General features: G+C 37.8%; 15 protein-coding genes. 2 read left to right on the plus strand and 13 right to left on the minus strand.

All coding sequences use genetic code 11. The annotated features are described in order from the left end of the window. Nucleotides 1-223 precede the first annotated feature (223 nt). Nucleotides 224-1,936, plus strand: coding sequence for a sensor histidine kinase (locus AC2TDL_RS07230; RefSeq protein ID WP_484699738.1), 1,713 nt, complete (start codon nucleotides 224-226; stop codon nucleotides 1,934-1,936). Beyond that, on the plus strand, nucleotides 1,917-3,521 hold the full coding sequence (locus tag AC2TDL_RS07235; protein ID WP_484699740.1) for a response regulator: 1,605 nt from the start codon (nucleotides 1,917-1,919) through the stop codon (nucleotides 3,519-3,521). The genes AC2TDL_RS07230 and AC2TDL_RS07235 overlap by 20 nt, the downstream gene beginning before the upstream one ends. Nucleotides 3,522-3,625: 104 nt before the next feature. On the opposite strand, the gene AC2TDL_RS07240 is transcribed toward AC2TDL_RS07235, so the two are convergent. From AC2TDL_RS07240 to ssuE, 13 genes are all read right to left on the minus strand, one after another. Further along, nucleotides 3,626-4,789, minus strand: a complete 1,164-nt coding sequence (locus AC2TDL_RS07240) for an MFS transporter (protein WP_484701096.1) — start codon at nucleotides 4,787-4,789, stop codon at nucleotides 3,626-3,628. Next, nucleotides 4,770-5,914 (minus strand): IS3 family transposase gene (locus tag AC2TDL_RS07245; RefSeq protein ID WP_484696278.1). Its coding sequence is split into 2 segments (ribosomal slippage): nucleotides 4,770-5,641 and nucleotides 5,641-5,914, totalling 1,146 coding nucleotides; the frame shifts between segments, so codons are not numbered across the junction. The genes AC2TDL_RS07240 and AC2TDL_RS07245 overlap by 20 nt, the downstream gene beginning before the upstream one ends. Nucleotides 5,915-6,001: 87 nt before the next feature. Further along, nucleotides 6,002-7,060: an NtaA/DmoA family FMN-dependent monooxygenase gene (locus AC2TDL_RS07250; RefSeq protein WP_484699744.1), complete on the minus strand. Its 1,059-nt coding sequence runs from the start codon at nucleotides 7,058-7,060 to the stop codon at nucleotides 6,002-6,004. A 149-nt stretch (nucleotides 7,061-7,209) separates the two neighbouring features. Next, the gene (locus AC2TDL_RS07255; RefSeq protein WP_484699749.1) at nucleotides 7,210-8,064 is read right to left on the minus strand and encodes an MBL fold metallo-hydrolase; all 855 of its coding nucleotides are present in this window, start codon (nucleotides 8,062-8,064) and stop codon (nucleotides 7,210-7,212) included. Between the two features lie 256 nt (nucleotides 8,065-8,320). Continuing rightward, a protein-coding gene (locus AC2TDL_RS07260; protein ID WP_484696053.1) for an IS3 family transposase occupies nucleotides 8,321-9,654 on the minus strand; the annotation gives its coding sequence in 2 pieces (ribosomal slippage) (nucleotides 8,321-9,270 and nucleotides 9,270-9,654; 1,335 coding nt in all). 2 nt (nucleotides 9,655-9,656) lie between these two features. Next, nucleotides 9,657-10,847 carry an aminotransferase-like domain-containing protein gene (locus AC2TDL_RS07265; protein WP_484699751.1) on the minus strand — a complete coding sequence of 397 codons (1,191 nt, stop codon included), beginning with the start codon at nucleotides 10,845-10,847 and terminating at the stop codon, nucleotides 9,657-9,659. 9 nt (nucleotides 10,848-10,856) lie between these two features. Beyond that, complete coding sequence (locus AC2TDL_RS07270; RefSeq protein WP_484699755.1) at nucleotides 10,857-11,129, minus strand: YciI family protein; 273 nt, start codon at nucleotides 11,127-11,129, stop codon at nucleotides 10,857-10,859. A gap of 247 nt (nucleotides 11,130-11,376) precedes the next feature. Next, on the minus strand, nucleotides 11,377-12,189 hold the full coding sequence (locus AC2TDL_RS07275; RefSeq protein WP_484699759.1) for a hypothetical protein: 813 nt from the start codon (nucleotides 12,187-12,189) through the stop codon (nucleotides 11,377-11,379). A gap of 40 nt (nucleotides 12,190-12,229) precedes the next feature. Next, nucleotides 12,230-12,988, minus strand: a complete 759-nt coding sequence (locus AC2TDL_RS07280) for a M20/M25/M40 family metallo-hydrolase (RefSeq protein ID WP_484699761.1) — start codon at nucleotides 12,986-12,988, stop codon at nucleotides 12,230-12,232. A gap of 184 nt (nucleotides 12,989-13,172) precedes the next feature. Beyond that, nucleotides 13,173-14,150, minus strand: coding sequence for a tetratricopeptide repeat protein (locus tag AC2TDL_RS07285; RefSeq protein WP_484699764.1), 978 nt, complete (start codon nucleotides 14,148-14,150; stop codon nucleotides 13,173-13,175). Nucleotides 14,151-14,581: 431 nt separating this feature from the next. Next, nucleotides 14,582-15,712, minus strand: a complete 1,131-nt coding sequence (gene ssuD, locus AC2TDL_RS07290) for an FMNH2-dependent alkanesulfonate monooxygenase (RefSeq protein WP_484699767.1) — start codon at nucleotides 15,710-15,712, stop codon at nucleotides 14,582-14,584. A 13-nt stretch (nucleotides 15,713-15,725) separates the two neighbouring features. Beyond that, a complete protein-coding gene (locus tag AC2TDL_RS07295) occupies nucleotides 15,726-16,904 on the minus strand; it encodes an acyl-CoA dehydrogenase family protein (RefSeq protein WP_484699770.1) in 1,179 nt (392 codons plus the stop codon). 23 nt (nucleotides 16,905-16,927) lie between these two features. After that, nucleotides 16,928-17,446 (minus strand): NADPH-dependent FMN reductase, encoded by a 519-nt coding sequence (ssuE, locus tag AC2TDL_RS07300; RefSeq protein ID WP_484699773.1) that lies wholly within the window; start codon nucleotides 17,444-17,446, stop codon nucleotides 16,928-16,930. Between the last annotated feature and the right edge of the window lie 21 nt (nucleotides 17,447-17,467).

Here is a 17,467-nt window from a genome sequence, read left to right on the forward strand (position 1 = left end):
GGAAGAATGAACATACTGGACCACTTCAGCCTACAATTCGGACTTAAGAGAAGCATTTTTCGTAACTAAAATACTGAAATTAGGTCACGATTCGGACATTTAATGTCACAGAACGGACTTCTTTTGAATTGGTGTCATTTCACCGTACTTTTTCAAGTAAAACCATTTATAATAGTGGATATATTTATTGCACATTGATTAAATATGTATTGAGGGGATTACTTTGAAGAATATAAAGGAAGGGAAAGTACTCTCAATTAAGCATTATGTAAAGCGTCTTCTTTTAATATCGTTGGTTGTATTAGTTTTGGATTTGATCATTAGCTTTATGTCGATCGTACTTGTTCAACAACAATCTGCACAATATTTGCGGAATACAGCAGATTTGTACATTGATCGCATTAACAATAACTTTTCATATTTAACTCAATTTATGGGCTGGACTCTTGCGAATGATGAAGATCTTAAAACGATGAACAAATTAACTCCGAACAATGCTGAGTTTATCAAGTCTAATCGCAACCTATATAAACGCTATGCCGAATTAAAACGCAGCCTAGGTGCAGATTATAACTTTTTTATATATTTAAAAGATAGCGGTTTCTTTTCTAATTTTGCTCCGATGAGCCTTAGTTTTCCTGAAGTTGAAGCGCTTCGTAATTATATTGCTGAAATGGTAACACAGAGCTCCTTTTATGACCACTATACACTTAATTGGTCCACAATTAAGCTAAGCAATACCTCTTACATTATTAACATTGTTCCTTATTATGATAGCTTTATGATAGCGTTAATTTCAGCAGATAACTTAATTGCCCCGCTGAAAGAATTGAACTTGGGCAAAGAAGGCTACATTATGCTTATTAGTAATGACAATGAAAGTATAACCAATCCTATCCCTGAACAGCCTAAATTGCTTAAGTTGATGCAACTTGGTACATTTGTTAATCGTGAATTTTCTAACGCAACTTTTCATGTCCAACTAGTTATTCAATTTGCAGCATTTGAAAAAATTATGATTGCCCAACTGTTGGTTGTTTTCTTAGCTATTTTAATCGCATGTTTTCTAAGCTTTATCATGCTTGATTTTATGAAAAAGGTACTTTTACCGATTAAAAACTTTTCGAAAAACTTAAGTGTATTAGCGAGCACTGGTGAACCGCTGACAATGGAAAACAGCAAAATCATTGAACTAGAGCGTGCCAATACACAATTTCAACATTTGATTAAGCAGCTTCGTGAAATCAAAATTGAAATGTATGAGCGTGAACTCGAAAGACAAGAGATGCAAATTCGGCATATGAAGTTACAAATTCAGCCTCATTTCTTTCTGAACTGCTTAACGACTATTTACAGTATGTCGCAAATGCATATGTATGAAGAAATTCAAAAAATGACGTTGGCAATATCTAATTATTTTCGTTATATCTTTCAAAGCGATACGAACTTTGTAAAATTAAAGGATGAGCTGGAGCATACTCGCATTTATATGGATATTCAAAAGCAACGTTATCATCATGCGTTCAATTATTATATCAAGCTAGATCCAAAAGCTGAAAATACACCTGTTCCACCGCTTGTGTTGCAAACCTTTATCGAAAATACAATGAAATACGCAGTGTCGCATAATCAAAAAATTGATATTCATATCAAAGTTAAGCAAATGATCGTTGATGAGCAGCTTATGACCTACATTCAAATTACAGATACAGGACCAGGATTCCCGAATGACGTGTTGTCCAAGCTGCAAAATAAAGAACCGCTTGATCAAACTGATGGGAAGCATATAGGCATTACGAACACTATCCAACGTCTTGAATATTTATATGGAAGCAAGCGAACATCCTCTTCTCGAATTTGGACGATAGCGGAGCCCGTGTTGAATTATTGCTTCCAGCTAGACAGGAGGAAAATCCATGAACATCTTATTAGTTGATGATGACTATTTTGTTTTAAAAGCATTACGGACAAGAATGGATTGGGATTCACTACAAATTGAGAGTGTGTTTACATCTGAAAATATAACTCAAGCTCGAGAAATTATTATGAACCATCCGATTCATATTTTAGTATCAGATATTGATATGCCACAGGGCAGTGGACTGGAGTTGTTAGCGTGGATACGTGATCAAGGGCTTGATATTCAAAGCATTATCTTAACAAATTACGCTGATTTTAATTACGCACAAAAAGCGATTGAACTGCAAAGCTTTGAATATTTTCTTAAACCGATCGAATTCGATAAGCTAATGCTTATTATTAAAAAAGCGATTGCTAAAGTAAAACAAAATGAACTAACTAAACTAGCAAAACAAGAGGGTGATCTATGGAAAAGAAATCAACTTAAGGTCATTCAACATTTTTGGCGCAAGCTAATCTTGCAAAGTCAAAGCTTCCCGATGAAGCAAAATGATCTTATGCATGCTATCGAGGAGCATCAACTTCCTTATCAACTTGATGAACACTTCCATGCATTATTAATTAACCTCTACCCATATCATAATAGTATAGGAATTACGGACAAAGGCATATTCGATTTTGCCTTTGAAAACGTGTTTCAAGAAATCTTTCAAAGTGAATTATTCTCTCTAGAAATCGTGATGGAATATAAGGATTACAGTTGGATTTCTATTTTACGCTTTCCAAATCCACCGCAGCAATCGTATATTGAACAGCTATGTCACTCTCTTATTGCCAAGTCAATTCCATACCTTAAGGCAGAGGCTAACTGTATAATGGGAGTTCCTGTCACATTAGAAAAGTTGCCTCCAGCAATAAAGCAATTAATTCAAAAAAATGAGCAGTTTGCGCAAACACGTAATCAAATTTTCTTTCTTGATCAATATCAAAAAGATGTGAAAATCGAATATTCTCCTCCGAATCTTACTGAGTTGGAGGGATTATTATATCAAAATAAACCAGAGAAATTTATTCAAGAAATCCAAAATTATTTGCACAGTTATGTCAGCAGAGGCAAGTATTTAGATAAGCAAATTTTAAGCTTGCTGCGGCTAGATATTACACAGCTAATCTATTCTTTTTTGAAGTCGAAAGAAATATTAACGCACAGGCTCTATTCAGGAAAAACATATGAGCATCTTTTCTCGCTATCGTTGCAATCGATTGAAAATATGGAGGATTACATTACATATCTCGTTCGCACTGCTATGGAGTATCGTGAATTCACTAAGCAATCCACTTCTGTCGTTGAGCAAATTAAGCAATATATCCATGAGCATATCGGTGATGAATTGACACGAAACAGCTTAGCGGAAGTTATTTTCTTGAATCCTGATTACTTAGCGCGTTTGTTCAAAAAAGAAACCGGTGTTTCACTAGGAAACTATATTATTAAAGCTAGAATTAATGCAGCAAAGCATCTACTTGAAACGACAGATCTTTCAAGCTGCAGCATTGCCAGAAAGGTCGGTTATTCAAACTACTCCTACTTCTCCAAGCTGTTCAAGCAAGAAATTGGAGTTAGCCCGAATGAGTATAAGAAAGGTGAACTTCTTATTTAATCGTTTGTTTATCTAATGCAGTAAGTTTCTAGAGTTCATTTCCAACCTATAGAGACTCTAGAAAATCGAAATAAAAAAGTCAGTGAAGCATCTCCAGAATTCTCCTAACGTCTATCCATCTTAAACGTTAATAGAAACATTACAATCCCAAATCCAGCACATACAATCGCCATGCTATGAAAGCTTGCTGTTGTAATTTGTGCTCCATATAACATATTTAATATGCTGGTAGACAAAATTGTACCGATAAATCGTGATGTCATAAATAAACCAGAAGCTAGTCCTGTTTCTTCTTTACTTACATTATTATATAAGGCAACCTGCATACCAAGATTGTTACACGCATTGGCGATGCCTAGTAAGCACAGGATAGCTAATAGAATAATTAATGATAGATTTACATCAATAAACAGCATACACAAACTGCCGATTGTGATTAGCACTTTACCGCTAAATAAAATTGGTCTCGTCCCATATGTTTCGATTAATCTGCTAAGCAAAGGCATAAAAATAACGCTTGTACCAGCAATCGCCAGCATGACAAAGCCTGTCGTCTGAGCATCCATTCCCTTCACGGTTTGCATATAATTAGGAAAGCCAAACATAATGGAATAAAAAACGATATTCGTTAAAATAAATTGAACATAAATCAACGTCACATTCATATTTCGTTTCAAAAATGCAACATCAATGAACGGATTGCGATGACGCAGCTCATAGTAATACAAAATAATTGTTAACATTATAGCGATTATTAGCTTAACTAGGTTAAATGAGTCCGCTACTTCAAGCAAAAAGAGCAGCCACATTAAAATCGTGCCTGAAAATAAAACAACTCCTAACCAATCCATACTAAGCAACTTTTGCTGAACCTTTGGCACATGCGCATCCTTAGGAAAAATTTTAATCGCTAAGACAAACGAGGCGATAACAAATGGCAAATTGCATAAAAAGATTACTGGCCAATCGCCATAATGCAGTAAAAAGCCTCCTAATGACGGACCAAAGGCAGATGTACTGCTGGAAAAGATCGCAATCGTCCCAAGCGCTTTCGCTTGATTGACACTAATATGACCGCGTATGATGCCCATCCCCGCAGGATACAACGCTGAGCTGCCTAATGCTTGTATAATCCGAAATACAATTAACCAGCTATAATTAGGAGAAAAAGGTGCCACCACAGAAGAGAGCGTAACAAGCGCAAGCCGGAACTGACCCCCGTTTTTGAGACAGGGATCAAAACACCTTCTAAGAAGCCAGTTCTCGATACTCGATCGGGGACTGGTTTCTTAGTTTCGCTTGAATGCGAAACTTGTTATAATAATCAATGTAATCTCTGACTGTCTGCTCTACGATGGCGGTCGTAGTACAGGTTAAATGGTCAAGATAGAATGTTTCACACTTTAGGGTTGCGTGAAACGATTCGATGGGGGCATTATCAGCGGGTGTACCTTTACGGGACATACTCATGATCATGCCTCTTCGTTTAACAGCCTCCTGATATGCTGCAGACGTATAGACAGATCCTTGATCGCTGTGTAATAGGCAGCCAGGCGGAAGAGCTGGTAGTTGTTCTAACGTATCTAGCACGCAGTGTACATCTTGTCGATGACTAAGCGTGTAGGCTAGAATCTCCCCGTTATACAAATCCTGAATACTGGAAAGATACAACATTTGACCACCAAAGGGCAAGTAAGTAATGTCCGTTACAAGTTTTTGCAAAGGAGATTTCGCCTTGAAATCTCGTTTTAATATATGCTCTGCCACTTGAGCTGGTTGTCCTATACGGTGACGTTTCTTTGGCTTTACACGACATTGTAAGCCATACTGTTGCATGATCCGCTGTACCACTTTATGGTTCACACGTTTGGTGCGATTGACGAGTGCTGTGATCTTTCGATAACCTAATCTAAATTTATGAGAGATGCAATACTCACGAATGAGTGCAACAAGTTCATCGTCTTTTTTACAGATGGGACGCTTTTTCCATCGATAATAGGTTGCTCTCGATATGTTTAAGGTTTCACAAACCAGCCTAACCGATAACTCAGGATGTTCGTTGATAAATGAGATAGCTACTTCTTTGTCCACCTCCTTTCCCACGCCTTGAACTTTTTTAGCACCTCTAGTTGTTGTTGAAGAAATCTAATTTCGGCTTGTAATTTTTCTACTTCAGAAGCATATTCCGCTCCTTTTCCATACGAATATTGTTTACCAACAGGCTGTTCCAAGCGATGTAATTCACCGTTACGATACCACTTCATCCATGTCTCAACTTGTGAGTCGTTGCGTATATTCAATTCATCTAGTACCACTTTCATAGGTATTCCTTGTAATCTCATTTCAATAGCTTTCATCTTAATTTCGATTGGATAACTCACTCTAGTTCTCAAAACAAAAACACCTCCAAGTTGTATTCATATCTTACGACATGATTTACATTTCTTAAAGGTGTTTTGATTTTGTCTCACTTTATGGGGTCAGTTCCGTGTTAACCCTTTTTCTTTTGCAGCCTTTTTTATGCGATTAGCCATATAGCTGTATTCTTCATTTCCTTCATCCTCAAGATCAGGGAAAGGAGCGTCTGGATCGTATTTGAACAAATCTACATTATGGAAGAACAGTTTAATTTCAGTTAAAGCTTCCTCATAAGTAATGTAGGATAATACCTCATCGCACTTCGCTTGTGCTTCCTCTTGCGTACGTCCAATAAACGGATGTAACCCTGCAAAAATTAACAAATCATCTTCGTCACGGCCTGCTTTTACTACACGCGCCTTCAGATCGTCGTAGAAAGTATGTGCTTCTTCGTAAGTAATCGGAATCGTATATACCCCTTCTGCTTGCTCAGCAGCGAAGTTTTTCCCCGCTTCAGATTGACCTGCTTGGAATATAACTGGTTGACCTTGCTCTGAACGATTAATGTTCAATGGACCACGAACTTTGAAAAACTCCCCTTGGTGATTTAATGTGTGAAGTTTATTTTTGTCGTAGAAAACATTGTTTTCTTTATCGTAAATAAACGCGTCATCTTCCCATGTATCCCATAACCCTTTTACTACATTAAGATGTTCTTTATTACGTTGATAACGTTCAGCATGTCCGTAGTGAGCATCTCTGCTAAAGTTTAGCGATGCACCTGGTTGCGCCGTAGAAACAACATTCCAACCGGCACGGCCGCCGCTAATTTTATCTAGTGACATAAATTGACGAGCTACGTTAAATGGTTCGCTGTAAGAAGTCGATAATGTACCGACAAGACCAATATTTTTTGTCACTGCTGCTAAAGCTGAAAGCAACGTTAGCGGCTCAAACTGATTAGTAGACTTAGGAGCGCTGTACTCATCAAAATACAGGCGGTCAGAGAAGAAAACGAAGTCAAATTTTGCAGCTTCCGCTTCTTGAACTTGACGCACATGCTCTGCAAAATTAATATTTCCGTCTGATGGAACATTTGGATGACGCCATGATGTACGATAATGTCCGATACCAAAAACTCGAGCACCCAGTTTCAGTTGTCTTTTACGTTGATTTGCCATAAGTTTATCCTCCAATGTGTCAATCTAAGCTAGTTTTCGATATATGAATACTTCAGAAACTTCTCTTTGCTCTAGCAATCCTTCAGCTAAAGCGTGACGTACTCTGGATAACGTTTCTGTATAATGGAATCTTTTTTGAATTAACGCCTCTATTGGTTCAAATACTCCGAAATATGCTCGTAAGCTGTTTTCCACTCATCAGTTGTAAATTGATTAACGATACTATCCTGACGCACTTTATTTAATTGCTCCAATTGCATTAATCGTTCACTGAAATGCTGAAATGGCTGATGGTGACCAGGAAACGCCTTTTTCACTTTATATTGCTTTAAGTTATCAAGCGTTTCGATATAGCTGCGTATTGGATCAGCATCATATTCATCTGCCACATAACAAGTATCCGGCAAACTATCTGGCATCACAGTGTCCCCTACAAAAATTAGCTCCTGCTCCTTGCTATAGAAGCTAAGATGTCCAGCAGCATGTCCTGGTGTATGAATGGCTTGCAACTTTAGTTCACCAAGCTGGATAAAGTCTCCAGCTTCCAGTATGGTCGTGCTTGCATGCGGCAGCACTTGCAGCAAATTATCTGTTAATTGCTCTTTCAGTTGCTCATAAAGTTCAGTTGGAAGGCCATTTTTCTGGTAAGTTTCTAAGAAATATGACATTAACGGTCGCTGACCACCCCATAATGCCTTTACTTGCTGATCAGCTACTTTCGAAAGATAAACTGGCGCTCCTGATTGCTGCTGCATCCAGCCAGATAAGCCGTAGTGATCTGGATGATGATGCGTAACGATGATTTTCTTGATTTGCTTTAATTGAAAACCTAAACGTTGACTTACATCCTGCCAAAGCTGGACAACCTCTTCTGTATACATCCCTGGATCAATGACAGAATAACCATCTCCATCAGGAATTAAATAGCTGTTCATCCAAAATGTCGGTCCCATCGGAATCCGAACTTGAACAATCCCGTATTCATGTGCTATATATTGACTCATACTAACACCACCCAAACCATTCATTCTAATCTGTTTACTAGGTTTTAATTATTGGTTGCACATGAGGAGATTAGTTAAAAAGTTACATGCACACTAAATGCTTCATGTTGCTTGTTAACCTGTTAAGCATTGAGCTTCATATACGCCTTATGCAATCGTTCAATTCCCAGCTTTATCTTTTGTTCATCGCAATAGGTGAAGCAAAGTCGAATCGTGCTTTAAAATGTACCCTCTGTAAAGGACAATTATTAAAAGGTTAGACGACTTGTTCTAGCTGCTGTCTGTATTTTGCAGGCGGCAGCTTTTTTAAATTCCACTGACCACGATAGTAATTGTAATAGATCATATAGTCCTTAATTTCTTGTTTAACCTCGTCTAACGTTTCACAATGACTAATCCTTGTTTCATCTTTGAGATGTCCAAAGAAGGATTCTTGTGGGGCATTATCCCAACAATTCCCTCTACGTGACATCGATTGACCTAACTTCATTTTCTTTACCAACTTTTGAAATTTAGGATGCGTATAGTGCATACCTTGATCGGAATGAATAAAAGCATCTTTGGTTAAATGACGATGTTTTAACTTCAGTTTTTGGAGCGTGTTGATTGCAATATCTAAAGTGATTTTATCGGATACTTCATAGGCTAAAATTTCATTTGTTACAGCATCTTTTATGGTAGACAAATAGGCACGTTTTCCGTATTTGTACGTTAAATAGGTAATGTCCGTTAATAATACTTTTCCTGCTACCCCTTGCTTAAAATGACGTTGTAGCAGGTTTGGACATGTTCGATGTTCCTTTGTTGCTTTCGCCATTCTTCGATATGGATTAGCCTTTCGAATCGGACATATGATTGAAAATTTTTTCATAATACGACGAATTCGTTTTAAGTTAAATATAATCTGATATTGATTTTCTAACGTCATTTTAATTTGACGTGCCCCTTTGTTTCGATTGCGGAAACGATAGGCTTTTAGAATGATCGCTTTCAATTTCATATCGGCTTCCTCACGTTTTCTCCGATTGCGTACTGCCTCTTCTTTGAAATAACCATAATAACCTGAACGTGATACGCCTGTGAGTTTACAAAGATAGCTAGCAAGTCGTTTTAATTGATATTTCTCAATAATCTGATGAATGAGTTGAAATTTTTGACTGGTACTTAATAGGATTTCTTTTTCATCATCTGCCTTTCTAGTTGATCGAGCTTTTTTAATAGTTCATTCTCTGCTTGTACTAATTTCATCTTCGCCTCTAAACGTGCATATTTCTCTTCGATGCTTAACTCACGCTCTAATGGACGACCAGAACTATATTTACGTGTATCCTCTAATCCTGCTACTCCGTTATCCTTATAAGCTGCACGCCAACGACTAGAGGCCTTCCAGATACGTGTCATCCCTAACACTTCTGCATCAAACCCAGCTTCTTCAAAAATTTGAGAGGGGAGTTTCCCTTGCTCATACTCGTGAATAAATAACTGCTTAAATGCGTCCGTATACGTAATTGCTTTTTCGCTAACTCTTTTTACATAAGGATTTTGTCTTAATTGTTCCTGTTGTTTTCTTGTAAATAATTGTTTGCTCATATTCATCGGCTCCGATTGTTGTTTTGTTCATTATAATCAAAAAAAGACCCAATAAGATAACCTTTTTCAAGTGTCCATCTTATTGGGTACATTTTACTTCTCCCCTCACCTTTCGCATAAAAAGCACTTCCATTTAAGATACTGACCCCTTCTAGCTCAGCCAGCTTTGTTAACTCTACAACATCTGTCTCTTGCTTGAAGCGGACACACATAAAAAATCCGCCTTGCGGCACATTATATTCAATAGTATCGCCAAATTGCTCCAGTAAAGCTGCAATCATAACGTCACGTTGCTTCTTATAGAAGGCATTTACTCGATCGATATAGGCTTGAAAATCATTGTTCTTAAAATACGTCGCGACAATTTGCTGCATATAAGGATTTGTTTGCGAACCGCTCATAAACTGCTGCACGTACTTTATTAGCACTGTTGGCAAAACTGCCCAACCTAGTCGCACTCCAGGACCGACGATTTTCGAAAAAGTGCCGATATGAATAACATGCTGTGGCGCAAAGCTTTGAATTGCCGGCAGAAATTGTCCTGTGAAATTGAGTTCCATATAAGCATCGTCTTCTATAATATAAAATCCGTATTGCTTTGCTAATTCAGCCAACTGCTGTCTGCGTTCTACCGATAAGCATACCCCTGTCGGATTCTGATAGTTGGACATCATGTAAACTAGCTTAGGCAACGCTTGACCATCCCTTGTTCTGCGCTCTAGTTCTTCTCGCAACGGCTCAATGATAATCCCTTGCTGATCAATTTCAAACGAAGTAATTTTCGTAACGCCTGCTAAGCGAAACATTCTTAATGCTCCAAAAAAGCTAGGATTTTCAACCCATACTTCATCGCCAACGTTACAAAGAATTCTTGCTACGACTTCAATAGCTTGTGCAGCACCAACCGTTATTTTAATTTGTTCGACCTTCGCTTGAACGTTGATTTTTTCTAATCTATGACTAACCCATGCTGGCAGTTCCGAAATTGCTGTCCCGCCATAATAATGCAATGCATGCTTTCCTTGCTCTAAAGTTGCCTTGGCAGCCGCCTTAGCAAGCTCCTCAATAGGAAACAGCTCACTATAGGGAAAACCAAAGGAAAGATGTGCATGGTCAGGATTATTATTTTTCGTTCCGCCCAGCGTTTGAGTTGCTTGTAAAAATTGATTATAGGAGTAGGTATCTAATGTCATCGTAGTCACCTATATCGCTGGTCCCCATTTCGCATTCCATTCATGAACCGCAAATTCACGAACACCATGAATTGCAAATGGCGAACGAGCACATAGTTGTTCTACTTCGGCTTGAGATTCTCCCTTAAACAGAATTAGACCAAGTGAACCATCAGCAAACTTTCCGTTTGCAATAACTGTTCCTTGTTCTCGTAAATCATCAAGATATTTCATATGATCTGCAAAATATAATTCTTTTTTCGAATTATCTAATTCTGTTACAAAGACCGCAAAATAAGCCATAATCCTAACCCCCATCTTTAATGTCTAATAACCACTCTGTATATTCCTATAGAATTACTTGGTTTTAGTTGCTCACTAATACTATTACAATTCATAACTTATTGCAATATATAAATAAAAATTTAATTAATTATTTTATTTTCTTATATTAATTTTTTGAAAAATTTAATGATTTTTATATTAAAAATAAATTATAACCACTAGAACAATAAAAAACTGGCACCTTTTAGATACCAGTTTTCACCTTTTATCTAACTTTCTCACTATCATTATAACCATAGGTATATATCATATTTCGGTTTATTTTCTCGTACATCCATTGTTTTAAAGCTTCAAAATCTTCTTCCCGCTTCTCTGCCTCATGCTTCATGCTGCGATATTTGAAACAGCTTTGCTTCAGATTGCGAATATCCTCGGCAAAGCTACTGAGCCACGCCCCTATGCGTACGGTATCTTCTTGAATTTTTCTTATATCCCACCGCTGTTGTTCTGACGAGCGGAGCGGAGTAAGGTAAAAGCTTCTATGATTTTTTTGCTTTACCTTCCATTTATAATGAAGATCGTTTATCGGAAAATGATAGGTTAGCAAATATTCAAACCATATCGCGTTCCATGCCCCCGTAAACTCAATATATGGTCTTCCCTTACCATGTCCATCCCTGCTGTAAGCTGTTAGGATGCCTGCCCGTCCTAAGCTTTTCACTAAATAGGCAACACCAGGAGTATGATCCAAAGCACTGCTTTTTCTGCTAAATTTCCGTCTCGTAAAACTTTTCCAATTCCAATCATATGCTAGCGGCTCGGGAATAAGTCGCTCTTGTTTATGAAATTGGATCAGTTCAATTGCCCTCTCAAGATCTCGTATGTTCAAGATTGTAAGTGAGCCTTCATTCTCTCGATAATCAATTTGAGCCTGCTGCAATACAAGCTTCAAGTGCTCCCATTCGTATGATGCTGCACCTGGAACAGAAATAATCCGATCGTGCAGAATCCGAACTGAAAATCCTCGAATAACTAATGCTTTACCAATACTTTTAACAGCCTGTAAAAACATCACCATATTAATGTCCCTCCTAAGGTTTAAATGTTGAGAATGTACCTTACAACATATTTGATCCCAAATAGCGACGAATTCCTGCCGTAATCAAATTCGTAGTATCAATAACAGATGGCCAGTAAAGCTCTTCAGCTTCTGTATGTTCAAATTGATACCCGCACGATAAATTAACGCTTGGTATGCCGTATTCCGCATACGTTAAAGCATCACTTATCCCACCTTGACAAGTTTTCCAATCAGATTGGCCGATGAGCTTCGCAGTCTCCTCCCAAAATGCTCCAAGCTCAGGTGGACAAAATTCAGCTATTCTACAGGAGGTTACAATATCACGGCGATTTCTTCGATCAGCAACAACTGCTGTATCTATTCCATCCAGCCATTCAAAAGCAATATGCTGTGAACCAATTCTTCCGATCTCCTCCGCACAAGTAAAGGCAACTTTAATCGTTCCATGAAAATTGTTTTTTCTTACTTGCTGTAATGTTTCTAATATAATGGCAATCCCTGCTCGATCATCAGCTCCAAGAATACCAGCTGAACTGCGAATAATTTGATCTTGCCAAATAATCTTTCTATCTTCTTCAAACTCCTCCACCGTATCCATATGTGCTGAGAGCAATATAGTTGGTCCATCACCATTGCCAAATTTGCTTTGTGCTAATACATTGCCAAATCCATCCTGTTCCACCTGCATATTTAATTGTTCCAGCTTGTTAATTACATAAGCTGCTACTTTCCCTTCTAAGCTGCTTGCTCCTTGTATTTCTAGTAATTCTAATAGTGTGTTTTTTAAGCGTTCCATCTCGCCATCTCCCTTTCGATTTAAGATGGCTTTAGTTTATCAGCTCAGGGTTACACCGCTTGTAAGGTCAACACTTGACAACAAAAAAGAGTGGATGTAAACCCACTCAAAAAAACTTCGAGCACTCTACAACGTAGATTTCTCAAAGTTAACCGTATGGTTGATAATATTATATCCTCATCAATCAAAACATATATTCAGGATCGTCACTGCGATAAACTAAATAAGTATTGGGCTGATTCCACTTATAGCCACTATTTGTTATTATGGCATTCTGATCAAGCCCACATTCAGTTAAAAATATACGTAACCGATTCATATAAACACTTACTTGCCTAATATTCAATTCTTGTTCCAGCCTTGCTTGTGAAATCGGAACTGAACTTTGCAACAGTTTTTTTAATATTTCAGCGTTACGACTGCTTCTAATAAGATAACAAGCTCCTTCAACACATAAATATTTATGTCCATATTCCCTATAATCAAGGACAACTGTGTCTACTTGATCCTTCAATTCTTCGAACGCTCGTTCACTAATTTTCTCACTGCCTGAAGGAGTTATACAAAGGTATGGAAATCGTTCTTCGATTAAAATCCCTTCAAGCTCTTGATAATAAGATAAATTAGATTCATCAAATGTTAGACTGTTTCCATAAAGTAATTTTGCATCTTTTGCAACTTCAATGCTTTTATATTTACATGCCAATGCCAAACGAACAGAAGCTTTAAACCTATGAGAGTCAGTTAATTTTGCCCATTTCTCATCAAGTTCTCTGCTACTATTCCTTAATGCCTCATTAAAGTTTTTAATAGCTAGATCCCATTTTTTTAGATAATAATAAATGAAGGCTAGTCGATAGTGTGCAATTGGCACAATCATAGGTCGCTTTAATTCAATCACCTTTTTAAAGAATTTAATTGCCTCTTCATAATTCACCCGTTGCTTTTTTAAATCCCAGCCTAGCCCAAGATACAATTTGCTGAGCGATAATTCATAGCGATCGCTTTCGGGCTGCAACTCCCACATGCGCAAGTATAAATGGATTAACTTTCTCTTAGCTGCTTCATTAGAACTATCATCCACTTGCAGCAAAAGTTCATCTTCGATCGCTTCCAATTGATTTATATCCGAAATGTCACGAAAACGATTATACTTTATCATATATCTCTGTATCCCCTTTTATATCAACTCATCTTCTCTTATATGTATTGACCACTAGCACGTGCTCATTTACTAGATTTTCTCTAATAAGATATATAATCACATTATACATCTAATTGCCTATCCTGACTTAGTTCAAGCGCATCCTAGTTTCACCTTCACTTAATAGCAAATCTATCTATTCCGTCACTCATATATGTTAATGCCAAAAGCAAATGCATTAACAACGGGAATGTCAAAGGCAGCATAAAACCACCTCAAATGGTTTAAGGTGGTTTCGTCTAAAACTATTTTTCAGTATTCATTATTGGAGAGTCGCCTTTTTCCAATTAGTATATTTATATTATAATTTTCTCGATACATAATCAAAATTTTGCTATGAATAAAAAAGCCAACCAGCACATCTGGTTGGCAAAATGATATATTTCAACTTACTTTGACGATGCAACTGGCTTTAAATCACCGCCAAACGGACTGAAAAATACTCGTTCATTCGTTTCATTTTTCTCTTGGTTTATCGGTAATTTCGGGAATAATAGCTCAGCTACATTATAAGCCTCTTCTAAATGAGGATAGCCTGAGAAAATAAATGTCTCAATCCCTAAATCTGCATATTCTTGAATGCGTGCTGCAACGGTATCAGGATCACCTACTAATGCTGTGCCAGCGCCAGTACGGACTAACCCTACACCTGCCCATAGATTTGGACTGATTTCCAGCTTTGAACGATCTCCTTTATGCAATTGAGTCATAAGACGTTGACCTTCTGAATCCATACGATTAAATACTTTTAGTGCTTGCGCTATCGTTTCGTCATCAACATATTGAATAAGCTCATTTGCCGCCTTCCAAGCTTCTTCTTCTGTACGACGCACAATGACATGCAGACGAATACCAAATTTAATCGTACGACCTTGTTCCTCCGCTAAAGCGCGCATTTTTGCGATTTTTTGCGCTACTTGCGCTGGCGGCTCACCCCATGTTAAATAAACATCAATATGTTTTGCAGCTACTTCCATCGCAACGTTTGACGAGCCGCCAAAATATAGTGGCGGATAAGGCTTTTGCACCGTTTCATACGGCAGCTGACCGCCTTCAATTTTTAAGTAATTCCCATCAAAATTTACAGTCTCCTCAGTAAATAGATCACGCCAAATACTTAAAAATTCATCCGTTAGTTTATAGCGTTCATCATGATCTAGGAAGAATCCTTCTCCTGCTAGCTCAACAGGATCACCGCCCGCTACGACGTTAATCAGTAAGCGTCCATCAGAGAAGCGATCCAGCGTGGAGGACAATCTAGCCGCATAACTTGGCGACATTAAACCTGGTCGAACTGCTACTAAATACTTCAAATTTTTTGTGCTTGCAATTAAGCTGGAGGCAACAATAAAGCCTTCTTCGCATGTTTTTCCTGTAGGGATTAACACACCTTTATACCCTAGCTGATCCACAGCTTGGGCAATTTGACGAACATAATCAAATGTCGCAGGACGTGCTCCTTCATATGAATTTAAATAGCGAACATCGCCATTTGTCGGTATAAACCAAAAAATTTCCACAATCTGTTCCTCCTTATGAATACGGTGAAATTTCTGGATATTTATGATTTAACGCATATTGACCAATATCGCGTATTTTATAGTCGATTGGATCATGTAACGTATGAGTGCGAACATTGCGCCAATAACGATCAAAATTAAATTTGCCAGATGTAGCCCGCGCACCCATTAATTCAAACATACGGCTTGTAACTTCTAGAGCCGTATGTGCAATTTGAACTTTAGCCGTTGCAATAGCAATGCTGCATTCGCCGCGTTGCTCCAAGCTTAAAGAATGCCGTTCTTCCCATGTACTTTGCAATTTTTCATTGGCAATTTGTGCAAGCGCCTCTGCAGCTTGAAGCTTCACGTAAAATTCACCGTAATGATAAATATAGTAAGGATCTTCCGTTGCTGCAGTTACATTTGCAGTAAGCCACGGTCTAGTAAAGTTTTTTGTATATTCTTTAGCGGCAATAAAAGCTCCTTCAGCTGTGCCTAATAACACATGGTTTAAAATAGATTGAGCAATATGTGTGCGAATAGTAGGTTTTAAGTGGTTCGGCTCCTCTACTTGAAATGCTAAAACTTCATCTGTGAAAACTTTAACCCCATTAAATACTACACTACCGCTATCCGTTTGACGTTGACCAAAGCTGTCCCAATCATCTTGTATCGCTATTCCTTCTCTATTTGTAGGGATTACTGCAATTAGCGTTCCTTCTTCATTTTCTTTATGAGCGGATATTAACAGTAAATCGGAATCAGTCGCACCAGAACAAAAACTTTTTACTCCGTTAACTTCCCAGCCGTATTCTCTTTTTGTTGCAGTTACCTTCTGATCTAATGGATTAAAGGCATTACCCCAGAATAGATTTTCTTTAGCTGTTTTTTGCGCATATCGCTGAAATTGCTGTTCGTTTCCGTACAAATCTACAGTTGCTAAACATAAAAAATGATAGCCAAATAAATGAGCAAGTGAACTATCCACTTGCGCCAATTTTTTTGTAATCGATAAAACTTCTAGCCAGCTGCATCCATGACCGCCTAACTTTTTTGCTGTAAACAAACCGAGCAAGCCACTTTTTCGTATTAGATCTCTCTGCTCCTTAGCTGTCCCGCCTTGTTTGTCACGTTCGCTGGCTGTTTCCGCAAACCTTGCAACTAAATCGTCTACTAGCGTAGAAATTTCAGGGAGTGAAGTGATCGTCATCTTACCCGCCTTCCCTCCTCCGTTTAAATAGCCGGTACAGTTGCTAAAGCTTGCTTTAACTGTTGATCGATACGCTCTTTAATCTCTTGTTCAATAATGAAATCAGTGCCTGATCTTTGAATATATTGATCTAAAATATATACTCCTTGCAAAAGTTGTGTTGCTCCTAGTGCAATAAGCACAGGTTTTAAAGCATAGTCAATCGCTAGTAAATGATGAAGCGTTCCGCCTACTGCGATTGGAATAATCGATTTATTTTGTAAACCTTTTTGCGGTAAAAGGTCTAAATAAGTTTTTAGAATTCCTGAATATGCTGCTTTATAAACTGGAGTTAATACAACAACGACCTCTGCTTTTTCCACTAAAGCATTGGCTGCTAGTATCGCTTCGCTTTTCACATTTGCTGTAATGAGATCCTCAGATGGTAATTGATGAACATTGATCGTTGTTACATCATTTACTAACTGTTCAATATATTTTTGAACTCCTGCAACACGTGATGTACTTGAATTTGCCCCATTAATAATGACTACTTTTGACATTTACAAGCCCTCCTAAGAGTT

The sequence above is a fragment of the Paenibacillus sp. plas6 genome, assembly GCF_057221655.1.